Origin of the sequence: Pseudomonas rhizozeae (assembly GCF_031583775.1) — a bacterium.
Lineage (GTDB): Bacteria > Pseudomonadota > Gammaproteobacteria > Pseudomonadales > Pseudomonadaceae > Aquipseudomonas.
Map to the genome: position 1 here is coordinate 435,861 of NZ_JAVLSB010000021.1, position 12,949 is coordinate 448,809.

General features: G+C 58.8%; 8 protein-coding genes. All 8 read right to left on the reverse strand.

All coding sequences use genetic code 11. The annotated features are described in order from the left end of the window. Positions 1-129 precede the first annotated feature (129 nt). The 8 genes from RG836_RS06350 to tssK are packed head-to-tail and all read right to left on the reverse strand — an operon-like array spanning position 130 to position 12,947. Positions 130-720, reverse strand: coding sequence for a lysozyme inhibitor LprI family protein (locus RG836_RS06350; protein ID WP_310844139.1), 591 nt, complete (start codon positions 718-720; stop codon positions 130-132). Then, positions 702-3,320: a pesticin C-terminus-like muramidase gene (locus RG836_RS06355; protein ID WP_310844142.1), complete on the reverse strand. Its 2,619-nt coding sequence runs from the start codon at positions 3,318-3,320 to the stop codon at positions 702-704. Before RG836_RS06355 ends, RG836_RS06350 begins: the two co-directional genes overlap by 19 nt. 50 nt (positions 3,321-3,370) lie before the next feature. Then, entirely contained in the window at positions 3,371-5,413 is a 2,043-nt protein-coding gene (locus RG836_RS06360) for a type VI secretion system Vgr family protein (RefSeq protein WP_310844144.1), read from the reverse strand. A 21-nt stretch (positions 5,414-5,434) separates the two neighbouring features. After that, entirely contained in the window at positions 5,435-6,451 is a 1,017-nt protein-coding gene (locus RG836_RS06365; protein WP_310844146.1) for a serine/threonine-protein kinase, read from the reverse strand. Next, the gene (locus tag RG836_RS06370) at positions 6,448-7,176 is read right to left on the reverse strand and encodes a PP2C family protein-serine/threonine phosphatase (RefSeq protein ID WP_310844148.1); all 729 of its coding nucleotides are present in this window, start codon (positions 7,174-7,176) and stop codon (positions 6,448-6,450) included. The genes RG836_RS06365 and RG836_RS06370 overlap by 4 nt, the downstream gene beginning before the upstream one ends. Further along, positions 7,176-10,721 carry a type VI secretion system membrane subunit TssM gene (tssM, locus tag RG836_RS06375; protein ID WP_310844150.1) on the reverse strand — a complete coding sequence of 1,182 codons (3,546 nt, stop codon included), beginning with the start codon at positions 10,719-10,721 and terminating at the stop codon, positions 7,176-7,178. Before tssM ends, RG836_RS06370 begins: the two co-directional genes overlap by 1 nt. A gap of 13 nt (positions 10,722-10,734) precedes the next feature. Continuing rightward, positions 10,735-11,610: a type IVB secretion system protein IcmH/DotU gene (gene icmH / locus RG836_RS06380; protein ID WP_310844151.1), complete on the reverse strand. Its 876-nt coding sequence runs from the start codon at positions 11,608-11,610 to the stop codon at positions 10,735-10,737. Between the two features lie 5 nt (positions 11,611-11,615). After that, positions 11,616-12,947 carry a type VI secretion system baseplate subunit TssK gene (tssK, locus tag RG836_RS06385; protein WP_310844153.1) on the reverse strand — a complete coding sequence of 444 codons (1,332 nt, stop codon included), beginning with the start codon at positions 12,945-12,947 and terminating at the stop codon, positions 11,616-11,618. Positions 12,948-12,949: the final 2 nt, after the last annotated feature.

Below are 12,949 nucleotides of genomic sequence, written 5' to 3' on the forward strand. Positions count from 1 at the left end.
AGTCGTGAACTAGTTGGAGCCGAGATCCCGGATAGTCCTGCTCACCACCGCAAAATACTGCTTCACGGGTCGCTGGGCTCGATATGCCCGGTCTCGCACATTTGCGCACGGCTGCTACCCTCATCAACTTTAATGAATAGGCATCTGAAACTTCATTCTCGCCATACATTTGTCAGTAGCCTCGCCGTATAGAATTAACGTCATGGCGCAATTCTTTTCTGCGTAGTCCGACCATAAATGACCAAAGCTTACTTCACCACTTACATATTCGAACGCTTTGATGTAGTTCATGGCAGTGATCCTTTCATTGACAATTGACACTGCTTTATAAAATCCATCGTTTATCACACCCGTTCGTAGATAAACAAGTTCATTCAAACGGAAACTGGTAAATTGCTTCATGCACGAAAGACGTTCTATCGGCCCTTCCAGACCTGAATAATCATCACCAACACAGTATTCCTCTTTAAGTTTTATCCAGGCTCTTTGTGTTGCTAGCAAATTCGGCTTTAAAGACGAGTCTATATCCGCCGATAACGCTTTATATTGCTCATTAAGAATTTTGTCTATTCTCTCAAAAGAAATTTGAGAGCAGGATACAATATTTGGATTAGATAAATTTACAATATTACATTTAATGTCACCAAATGCGGGCGTTATTGAGAACGACAATACCGAGAAAAACGCTATTGATTTATAAACTATTTCCAACAACTGCATTTCAATGCCTCCTCAAAAAATACGGCCTCTTTTTCGCGTCTCAGAGCGACCCCGGCTGTCTGGGCATCATCTTCCCAAAGCCGTTTCATACTACGCAGCCGCGAAGGAATTAACTCTGGCTGGTCACCATCGAGATCTTCCTTTATCTGTTTCATCTCCAGACGGCGCAGAGCTGCAGCTGGAGTATTGCCACTTAAAGCGCTGCCTCTATTGACCACAAGGGAAAGTAGTACGCCTTGGCAATCAGGGTGCAAACCAATCGCTTTGGGATAAACGTTGACGACTTGCTGCGCGTACCTCTTCTTCATTATGACTGCAAGCTTCAAAGCGTTTTCTTTACTTATAGCTATTGAACTTACATTATGAAGAAAGTCTCTTGCATCCTGGCCTTTTCTCCCTAGGGCGCCTTTCAGCCTATCGATTTCATGCGCCGTATAAAGACCCGCCAGCTCTGCATCAACCCGCGCAGCCGTTTGCTGACCAAGATCATAGCCATACCCAATGGTCACACCACTATTATTGTCAGTTAACGCATAGGGATGCTCTCGATAGGACTCGATTTGAAGCAAAAATTCAAATAACTTTTTGGAGACAACGTATAACCCAACCGATGTCTCCATCGTATAAACTTCTGACTTGCACTTTTCTGGACACCCGGACAAAAAATTATTCAATAAACCCAGGGGATGAAGATGGTGAACAACTGCGCTACCGCTCATTCCGTGACGCCCCGACAGAGTATCCCACCAACTTAATCTATCAATTCTGGACTTTTCTTTAATCCATAATTCATGCGGACTAGAGTCGCTATGACCCATCAGCTCATCTAAACAATCCCATTTCTCATATCTGTACTGCCACTCGCTCTCGTACTGCGTAATCATTTGAGAGATGGGCTGGGAAAACCAAGGTTTCGCAAGTGCCTCCCTTATCTCTAAGATCGTGATTTTCTTGTCGTCATTTTTATCAAAAATGCGATACAAACTTTGCTTAACAGGGCCATTGTTGGTAATCCCGAGATTTGACAAATAAGCTGCCCGCTCTTCTTCATCAAGGCTGCCCTGCGCTTGAAGAAAGTCTGCCAAATGATCAACATTGGTCGCCGCTTCTTTAATAAACGTAAACCCTTCCCACTCAAAAGGTGAATGCCGTGACAACGCGATATCGGGCTCCGCGAACCAGCCACTGATCTCATTGCCCTCCGCGTCCCCGAGCAATCCATCCACACGCCACCAGAACGTGTAGGTAGTGCTGCCGCCCATGACCACGGGGACTTTGATTTTCTTCTCGGCGGGGAGCGCTTCAAGTGCAGCGACCGGGATCATAAAGTCATGGCCAACAGTCTTGTGCGCATCGGTCACTTTGGGCGGATTGGCCGCGTTCATGCCTTCGACATGGGTAATCAACAGGCTGTCTTTCGGAATCTTGACCAGCGTCTTTTCAGTGGCGGGCAGGTTCATGACTTGGGACTTGCTCTGCTGCGCAAAGGCCTCCACGTCCTCGCAACTGAATACTTCAAGGTGCAGCAAATTCCTGGGCGCAGGGTCGGAGTGGTTTTGATACTTGCCCACATGCCCGATCAAGCTTCCGGCCTTCAAGGGAAATGGCTGATTCAGGACATGAACAGCGTTTTTGGTCGCCGGCTCACTGATGGTTTTTAACGAACCTTCCCACACATAACCAAGAATCCCATCGGTTAGCGCCAGTGGCGGAACGGCATTGCCGCTGACGATTTCGAGCAGTTTCTGGTATTTACCGGGCGTTCCGTCATTGCCGATTTTCACTTGGGTGTCGATCGGCAAAATGGCTTTCACCGCACTGGTTTGGCTGGCAGCCGCGCGCACCTCCAGGCCCTTCTGCGGCGGGATCATTTCGTCTTTCGCGGCAGGTCCGATCACGTAACGGTTGGGCGTTGTGGTCGCTGTCATCTCCGCTTTGAACACCCAACCCGTTTCCGGCGCCAAGGTGGCCTGCGCAGGCGTAACGCTAACGACTTTGAGCCAGCCTCGGTCCGCTTCTCCCGTTTCAACGATCGTGCCGCGAGGTAATACGGTCAGGACAGTGCCATAACCTGGTTTGCCTTTCGGTGCCTGTCGCACCCTTAAACCCAAGACTCGAGCCTTAGCGGTTGCTTTGACCTGCCCGACACCACTGCTCCAGAATGCCGGTCGACCGAGGATGGGCGTCGCGCGGTAGGTGCTCCAGTCCAGCAGGTGCATATACAGACTAAAAATCGTCAGGCCAGGCGCGGGTTGGGCGCCGGGGTCAGCCGGGATTTCCAAACGGTGCTTAACCAACACAAACCCCGTCGAATACAGGGCACGCATCGAACCGAACTCAGACGTCGGATAGACCTCGTCAATCCGATAAGCCACGACCTCGCCGTCCGCGATGCACCTGACCTCCGTCGCGTCATTCACCAATCCGGTGTCTTCATCAAAGTGAACGCCGCCGTGCCAAAGTCCATTGGCGCCGAGCGGGTAGTAACCATCCCTGGCCTTGGCCAGTGCTCGATAAAACTGCTGCGGATCTGCCGTCTCGTCCGCCGCTGTTTTGAGCGGATACGACCATTTTTCGATCTTGCTGATTGTTTCTGTCATGACCCTAACCTGCTTCCATTCCTTGGTGGCTTGGTGGCCGTCTGTGTTGATTAACCGGAAAAGCTGAGCATCCGTTTCTGTTTGCGTTTGGGCTGCACCTCGGGCGCATTGATTAACGCCGCTTCCACTGATCTCCCTGCCTCATCCCTGCCCTCCACCCCGGGTAGCTGCGGCAACTTGATGGCAATCCCTGTGCCGTTCCCCGCCGAGCCACCTTCATTGATCTTCACCACCGGGCCCACCAGGGCGACGCCGTTGGCATCGAGTTTGATAAAGCTGCCGCCCGCCTTCACCGTGAGCTCCACTCCAGCCTCGATGACGATTTTGTCGCCAGCCTTGAGGTGGATTTCCTTGCCGGCGCTGGTGAGTTGCGCGGTGCCGAGTTTGATGTGCTGGGAACCGCCGACGGTCAAGTGGTCGTCGGCGCGAATTTCGGTTTTACGGTCGGCGGCGGTGGTGTGGTGTTCTTCGGCTTTGAGTTCGGTGTAAGTGTTGTTTTCGACGGTGTCGTGGCGCTGGTGGCCGACGCGGATGGTCTGGTCGTGCTCGATGTGCTCGTCCCAATCACGCTGGGCATGGACGAAGATGTGCTCGGCGCCTTTTTTGTCTTCGATGCGCAGTTCGTTGTAGCCACCGCCAGCCGGTGAGCTGAGGCTTTTGAACACGCTGCGGGTTTTGTTCGCCGGCAGCTTGTAGGGCACCTCGTTTTCTTTGTGGTACAGGCAACCGCTGACCAGCGGCTGGTCGGGATCGCCTTCGAGGAAGGTGACGAGCACTTCCGTGCCGACGCGGGGGATAGCGATGGCGCCAAAGCGATCGCCGGCCCAGGCATTGGAAACGCGCAGCCAACCGCTGGTTTTGTCGTCGGCCTGGCCTTCGCGGTCCCAATGGAATTGCACTTTCACGCGGCCGTATTGATCGCAGTGGATGTCTTCCCCATTGGGTCCAGTGACCACCGCAGTCTGGCTGCCGAGGACACGGGGTTTGCGGTGCTTGAGGGCCGGGCGGTAGAACACGTCCCACGGGATGGCGAAAAAGCGATTGCGGTAACCCTGGTGGAAGTCGTCTTTATGGTCGGTGATAGCGCTGGTGATCAACTCTTCCAGCACTTGCGGTTGTTTGCCCTCATGGAAAACCTCGGTAAGCAGCCACAGATCATTCCATTCCTGGCGCGGGTGCCTGGAGATTTCCAGGAAGTAGCCACTGACCAGGGTGGTCTGGTCGCCGAAACCTTCGGCCTGGCGGTAGTCGGCGCGGTGGCGCTCGAGGGCGCGTTGGCTGAGGAATTTGCCGCGCTCGCGGGTCAGAAAACGGCCGGGGTAGTCGTAGTCTTCAAGGTCTGGCTCGCTGCCCTCGCTGTCGAGTCGAAAACCCGCTTCCAGCTGCAGGCGCGGTTTTTCGAAGTCGTAGTCGCGACGGGTGGTACGACCGGTGCGGGTCTCCAGGCGTAACTCAAAGCTTTTGATCGCCGGTTCCTCAGCAACCATGCCGCTGCCCGGCACATAGGGGGTCGGCGGGTCGAGTTTGGGGAACACGGTCTGGTCGTCGCCGAACACCAGCGTATGACTGCTCTGGCTGTGTTCGAAGTGATAGTGAATCCCCTCCTCCTCACACAGACGCTGGACGAAATGCAGGTCGGTCTCGTCGTACTGCACGCAGTAGTCGCGCTCCGGGCATGGCACGCTGAGCTGGAAGCGATAGGCGTTGCCCTGGATGCCATGCTCTTCGAGTATCCGCGCGATGATCTGCGGCGCCGTCATCTGCTGATAGATGCGCTGGTTGCGGCGGTGATGCAGGTATTGCAACTGCGGCACCAGCGAGAGGGTGTAGCGGCTCAGGCGTGTGCCGGCATCACCTTGAGCGACGCAGTAAATCTGCCCGTGAATGCCAGAACCTGGCGAATCAAACGCGAGAAATGCCTGTTTGTGCAGCAGGGCTTCCAGGTCCAGGCCAGGATTTTCGCTGACCAGATCCAGGTCGAAGCGGTAAGTCCGGCTGATGCCCTCGGTGCCGGTAAACGCCAGCACTTGCAGGTCGCCTTCGAAGCCGTCGACAGACAGGCTGAAACGCGTTTCGTTAGAGGGGTTGAACATGTTTTGCTCCCTGTTCGAGTGTCATCCATTGCGCCGATGAGCCCGGCGTTGCAGCCATGACGACGTGCTACTCAAGACGTCATGCAATTGCAGCGCGCTGACCGTGCGCTGCGCCGGATCAAAGCTCAACGCCTTGCGTAGCACGGGCCAGCAACGCTTGGGCAAACGTCTGGGCGCGTGCAGTTCGCGCTCCAGTTGGCCGTCCCTGGCCTGGTTCGACGGCAAGCGGCGGAACGGCGGTTTGCCGCCCGCCAATTCATAAATCACGCACGCCACGCCGTAGACGTCTGCGCTGGCCGACAGCGGCGCGCCATCGTGCAATTCCGGCGCGGCGTAACCGGGCGTCCAGGCGTTGAAGCGCTCGCGGCTCAAACGTGGCAAACCCGACAACTCGCCCGCCTCGGCCTGGCCCAGACCGAAGTCGAACAGACGCACGCCTTGCTCGCAGAGCATCACGTTGCTCGGCTTGATGTCGCCATGCAGCACGCCACGCGCGTGGGCGTAAGCCAGAGCCTCAAGCAACGGCAGCGCGATGTCGCACTGTTCTTGCCACGGCAAGCCCAACGGACGCTCGCACAGGAGTTTGTCGAGGGTCAGCCCACGCATCAGCTCCATGGTGATAAATGCGCGCTGACATTGGGTGTCGACTTCAAAACTGTGCAAGCGCAGCACGTTGGCGTGGCGCAGATGCCGGGTCAGGGCGAACTCGCTGTAGAGCAAGGCGCTGGCGTCCGGCGATTCGGCGAACTCTTCGCTGAGGATTTTCACCGCGAGGTAAGGATCGGGATCGCCGAATTGCTCGTGCAGCAAGTCCCGCGCCCGGAACACCGCACCCATGCCGCCAGCACCGAGCAGGCGTTCGAGTCGGTAGCGACCGGCAAGCACTTGCGGCAACTCGCCAATGCTCGCGCGGGTGGCCGGCGCACCTGCCGGCATAACCGCCACCGGCGGTGCATGGGCGAAGGCGAAGCAGGTCAGGTCGGAGGGCGCTGCTTCGCACTCGATCAGATCATCATCCGGCGACAGGCTTGGGCTCATTGGCGGATCACCACGGCAGTCAGGTTGTCCTTTGCCTCGCCGCGCAATGCACTGTCGAACAGACGTCCCAGGGCAACATGCGGCGCTGCCAGGCTCAAGGCATCGCCCAAGGCGTTGCTACTCAGGCCTTGGTACAAGCCATCGCTGCACAGTAAAAACGCATCGTCGGGGTCGACCCGCAGTTCCAGCACGTCGAGAGTCAGCTGCTCAGTGGCGCCCACCGCGCGAGTCAAGGCGTGGGCGGCGGGATGTGCCTGGGCGTCGTCGAGGCTCATCTGTTGTTCATCGATCAATTGCTGCTGCAATGAATGGTCCCTGGACAGTTGATACAAACGCTGACCACGCCACAGGTAGCAACGGCTATCGCCGGCCCAGACGCACGCTGCACGGTCACCCTCCAGCAGCAGGGCCACCACGGTGCTGCCGATGACGTTATCCGAGCGTCCGGCGCTGACCGTCAACTCATGGCTCAAGCGGCGGTTGATCCAATGCAGACACCGACGCACCGCTTGCAGACGCTCGTTGAAATCGTCTTGGGGCGGTAGGTCCGCGAGGCTGGCGACGATCAACTGGCTGGCGATGTCGCCCCCCTGATGCCCGCCCATGCCATCAGCGACCGCCCATAAGCCCTGCCGTGGACAATCGAGAACAGCGTCTTCGTTGTGCGCCCGGACCTTGCCCGGGTGGGTTCGCGCCGCGCTGCGCCAAGCGTTACCCACTGGCATCAGAGCCGTACCGGCATACGGAAAGTTCGCAGCACGGCCATGTCGAACGGGTTCGGCGTGCGCTGACTGGTCAGCAGGTAATTGGCGCGCAGGCCACCGACATCGGCCTTGAGCACCATGACGTCGCGGCCATGGAGGTACTCGGTCTGCATCAGGTCGAACAGGCGGAACAGCGACCAGGGGCCGGTATTTTTCTCGATGCCGATGGGCCTCCCGACCATTTTTTCCATCACCAGGCTAGTGCGGCCGTCCTCGGCGTCGGTCGGCCATTTGAACGCCACCGGCATGATCGGGCCGTGACGGTATTCGAGGATTTTGTCGCCGAACTTGAACTCGGCGCGGCCGACCGTCGGATCGAGGGTGTACGGCTCAAGCTTGAACTGCACCTGCGGCTCGTCCGGGTTGGCAGAGAAAAAGCTCTGGCGGATCACCTGCGCGGCGGCCATCTGGTCGAAGTACAGCTTGGACATCGGCAGGCTGCGACCATCGACGCTGCGCAGGCGGTAGTTGCCGGGATCGCCGCTGACAAAGGGTCGCAGGTAGTGATCGAAGAACCGGTCGGCAATGCCCTGGGCCTTGAAGAACTCGCGGAAGTCGCTGATGGCCACGTCACTGGTGCTGCTGGCGCTGAACGGGTAACGCTTATTGATGGCCTTGCCATAAAAGCTGTATAGCTCGCTCTGATAACGCTGATTCAGGTACTGATACGCGTCGCTGAGCACCAGGCGCCAGGTGTCTTCGGCCAGCCCGCCGAACCACGCGCTGAGCGGCCGTGGCAACCGTCCCGAGACGTTGCGCAAGATGCTCAAGGCGTCGCGCTGGCCGCTCATGCGCAGCTTGGCCATTTCATACGCGGCTTGCTCGGGCGCACTCGCCCGGGCCAGGCTCGATAGCTGCATCTGCACCTCGTCGAGGGCCTGCAATGCCGGCATCAGGTCCGCGGCCGGACCGTTGTGGTCATCGAGCAAATGGTGCAAAGGTTCGAAGCGCCGTTGCAGGGATTTCTTCGCGGTATCCGGTAGCTGCGTGGCTAAGTTCGAGGCCATGTCCGAGGCTTTATCCGCCGCAGCGGCCGCCAGTTTGCCGAGCTTGCCGCCCTTCTCCGCGAGTTGGTCCGCAACCTTGAGCGCGCCATCGGCGCCATCGGCGCTGTCGGCAATCATCGGGAAGCGAGTGTTGTCACGCACCTGCACCAGCAACTGCACGATTGGCGAGTTGGCCGAGGTCAGACCGGCCAGCTGCTCGGCACCCTCGCCCGCGTCATTGATCGGCGGCAGCGCGACCTGCCCCACCGCCTCGCTCCAGAAATGGGCGTAGTCGTGGAAGTACAGTTGCTCCAGTTCGACCATCAGCCGCCGCAGGTCCATGCCGCTGATGCCGGCACCTTCACCCAGCACCCAGTTGTCGCGCAGGAGATGGGTAACCAGCGCTGAGCCCTGGACCGAAAAATACTGCTGATAACCCTGTTGGGTGTAGAAACCCGGGATTCGGTAATCGGTGCCGATAAGCAGTGCACCTTGCGGGCCGAGGTGCTGACCCAAACGGTATTCCGGCAAATCGCGAGCCTGCTCGCGCAGCATGCGATACACCACGTTGGCCAGGGATTCACTGCGCAACACTTGCCGCGCCTGGGCCACCAATTGCTCGTTCAGCGGATGGATAAATGGCTGTTGCAGCAAACGCTCAAGGTGCGTGTTCAAGCCGTTCTGTACGGCGGTGTTGCCGGCGTAGCGCACCGACCAGTCACGGGCGAGCCACTCTTTGAGCCAACGAGCATCGCGACGGTCCTGCATGTTCAGCATCAGGTACGCGCGCAGGCTGTTAAGCAGCCGCTCGCGATCATGCAGGTTGGCGCGGATCTGGCCTTCGAGCAAAGTCGCGACCCTGGGCAACAGTTGCGCTGCAAGCTCTTGCTCGTACGCCGCAGCGACCAGCGGATTGACAGCGCCACCTTGATACAACCCGGTCCGTTGGTAATACGCCAGGTCGGCGGTTTTCGCGAAGGTACGGGTCGCGGTGTAACGAGTATCGAGGACATGCAGCGCCGCCATCGAGTCGTCGCGAGCGCTGAGTACCGAGCGTTGCTCCTTCCAGGTCTGCGCCAGGTTGCGCAGGCTTTCAAGACGCTCGTAGTTGGCTGAGAAACCACTGGCCCACAGTACGCCGAACAGCGTGAGCGTCGCCAGAGCGCCGATATACAACGCACGCTGGCCCCAATGGATGCGGCTGCGCTCGCGTTTGTCCAACCCGGCCAGGTTGGCCTCGGGGAAAATCACCCGGCTGAGCACGTGGTGAATGAACCGCGAGCGGCCACTGCGTAAAGTTGGCAACACCCCGGCGTTCATGCCCAAGTTAGCGCCGATGCTGGCGGCGGTCTCGTCCATTTGTCCGGTGAGGTGCGGTGCGCTGGTCAGGTAGAAACCGCGTAATTGGCTGGCGCGCTGATAACGATTGCCGGTAAATGCCATGTCGACGAACAGGCACAAGCGCTCACCGATTTGCCCCAACTGATGCGGGAAGTCGAGGATGCGTCCCCGGCGCTGGGTATTGCGTTCCTGATGCATGCGCATGATCACTTGGCTGTTGAGACGCCGCAGCAGTTCTTCAAATTCGGCTCGCAGCACCGCGACATCGCTGCCGCTCTGCTCCTTGCGGAAACTGGTGCCCAGCACTTGATCGCTTTCTTCGCGGGTGAGTTGATCGAAGAATTCATCGAAGCCGAGCAACCGGTCGGCCTTGCTCAGGACCAGGTAGATCGGCACGTCGACATGCAGTGTTTGATGCACCTCTTGCAGACGCGCGCGCACCTGGCGGGCCAGGGTCTCGAGGTCTTTCTCGCTGCCGCCGAGCAGGGTCTCCACCGCAATGGTTACCAGCACGCCGTTCAACGGACGACTGCGCCGACGCTGGCGCAGCAGCGCGAGCAAGGTGCTCCAGGCACTGCCGTCGACCTCGACATCCGGCTGGGTCAGGTAGCGACCGGCCGTGTCGATCAGCACCCCGTGGTCGGCGAAATACCAGTCGCAGTGTCGGGTGCCGACGGTGTCACGGGTCAGCTTGCGTTCGATCTTGTTGATCGGGAATTCCAGCCCCGAGAAGTCCAGCAGGCTGGTCTTGCCGCTGGCTTGCGGGCCGATCAGCAAATACCACGGCAAGTCACTGCGCCAGCGCTCGCTGCGGCCGCGATACAGGCTCGAGGTCTGCAGGGTTTTCAGCGCATCCTTGAAACGCGCCTTCAACTCACGGCTCTCCTCTTCGATCAGCTCATCACGGCGAATGCGCTGCTGGCCGTCCTCGGTGGCCTCGACGGCTTTCTTGCGCACAGCGGCGCGCCAACTGACGAAGACCATGCTCAGGCCCCAGAGCAAAAACAACAGGCTGATGCTCAACAACCGCGCGGACGAGCCACCCCAGAACTTGTAATCGTTGACGGCCAGCAGCGGCCCGGCGAACCACACCAGCAGCGCCACGAACAACACCAGCAGCAAGGTCCAGACCCAGGTCTGGCGCAGCACGGCACCGGTTTTTTTGAAAAACTTTTTCATCACACGTCCCTGTTTACCGTGGCGACTGCGGCTGCACGGCCGCTGGACCAAGTTGCTGATAGGGTTGCAGCACGCTGTCGCGCTGCTCGCCCAACACCCAGGCAAAACCCGAATACATCACTACGAGGCAGACCAGGGTGAACAGCAGCACCATCCACGCTGGCACGACGCGCACCAGGCTGCGGCGCGGGTCGTTGAGGCCTTCCCAGTGCGGCGAGAACTCGCGAGGCACGTCGCCGCGTAATTGGCGAATTTGCCGGTACAACGCGTCGCGGATACCTTCGAGTTCGAGCATGCCGCGGGCCTGCACTCGATATTTGCCTTCGAAGCCGAGGGACAGGCACAGGTACATCAGCTCGAGCATCGGTAGGTGCTTGACCGGATTTTTCGACAAGCGATCGAGCAGCTGGAAAAACTTCTCGCCGCCGAAGGTTTCGTTGTGGAAGCTGCTGAGCAGACTCATCTGCGACCATTCGCTTTCGTTGCCCCACGGGGTGGTGACCACCGCCTCATCGACCACAGTGCACAACACGTAACGTGCGGCCATCACCTGGCTGCTTTCGACGCCGTTGTGCAATGCACGGACTTCGAACAGTTTCAGCGCCGTGCTCAGCCGTTCGTTGAGGGCATACAAATCCTCGCGATTGGCGCTGTGCTTGAGCCGCACCACCTGCGAGAGCAAGTCAGACGCGGCCGCCACCAGGGCGTTGAGGCCGATCGTGAAAGCCTCCGCCGGGCGTAGCCGCGCGGCGTAAATCATGCGTTCTTCGAGCTGCTCGAAACGCGGCGGCGCGGCGAAGTCGGTCAGTGGGCTCGACGCCGGGCCGTGGCCGTACCGGTCGAGCAGAACAGTTTTATCGTCCTGTGGATGTTGCATGTCCTTGATCATGTCCGTCAGTTCCTGATGGCCCAGAATTTCAGTTCAAGCTCGGCAAATTCGCCGGACACGTGGAACGCGAAACCGCCGGACCTCTCCAGATGCGCCAGGTCTTCGGAACTGAGTTCGAGGATGAAATAGGTTTTGTTGGAGTGGAACGCGATCTGCCGTGGCGCCACCGGCAAGGGTTTGACCTTGATGCCCGGCAAGTGCAGGTTGACCAGTTGGCGGATGCGCTCCACCGGGCCGACCTTAAGGTGCGCTGGCAAACGGTGGCGCAGTTCCTCGGCATCGCAGTTGGCACTGGCGGCCAGCACGAACGACGCCGAGCCCAGCAGTTTATGGTCGTGCAGCGGCGATACGATGATCCCGTACTGACGCGCTTGCAGGATCAGTTCGATGGCGTGCTGTTCGAGGACCATCGACAGTACTTGGCGGATCGCTTCCATCAACTTGCGGAAACTCGCGCCTTGGTCGCTATGCTGGTAACGGCTGTCGAGGCGCGGTCGCTTGTGCTCGCCGGAGAAGGTCGCCAGTTCGCCTAGCATGGTCAGCAGCGTGCGGTACAGCGCTTCCGGGTGAACCTGCTCCAGACCGAGGTAATGACGCAGCAGCAGTTCAGTGCGGTTGATCAGTTGCAGCATCATGAAGTCGCCGACTTCCGCGCCACCGACCTTGCCGTTGGAGCGAATCCGTTCGGCAATGGTGTCGCCCCGGTGACCGAGCATGCTGATGACTTCCTTCAGGCACGACAGCAGGTAGCTGGAGGAATGCGCTTGAATGAAGGTCGGCACGAAGTCAGGGTCTAGGCTGATCACCCCGTCCGGGGATGTGTCGAGCACTTCGCAGACCTTCAGTTTGACGTACGCCTGATCGCTCTGCTGTTCGCCGAGCAACAGGCGGAAGTCCGGGCGCGCGCAACTGACCGCGCTGCTGGAGTCGTCACCGGCATTGGAGTCAGTGACCTGCGCTTCGTACGCGGTGTAGCGCGCCAGCACATCGGACTGCTCCGAGCGGCGTGACTCGATGTGGTTGCCAGTCACCAGCGGCAGTGCCAGGTAGATCGGCATGTTGCCGGTGTTCGGCGGCACGTCCAGCGCCAGCGGCTCGGCACTGCCGGCCAATTCGAACAGGCTGCCGTCCGGCAAAATTCCCGCCGCTGTGCTGATCACCAGCTTGCCCATGTTGAGAAACTGCACATCGATGTCCAACGCGAGAAAACCCCAGGTGTAGCTACCCAGAATCTGCGTTCGGGTTTTCATCTGGTGATCGTAGTAACGATCGTTGTGCTGGAAGTGTTGCGGGCGCAGGAGCATGCCTTCCTGCCAAATGACTTTATGCGCATTCATGG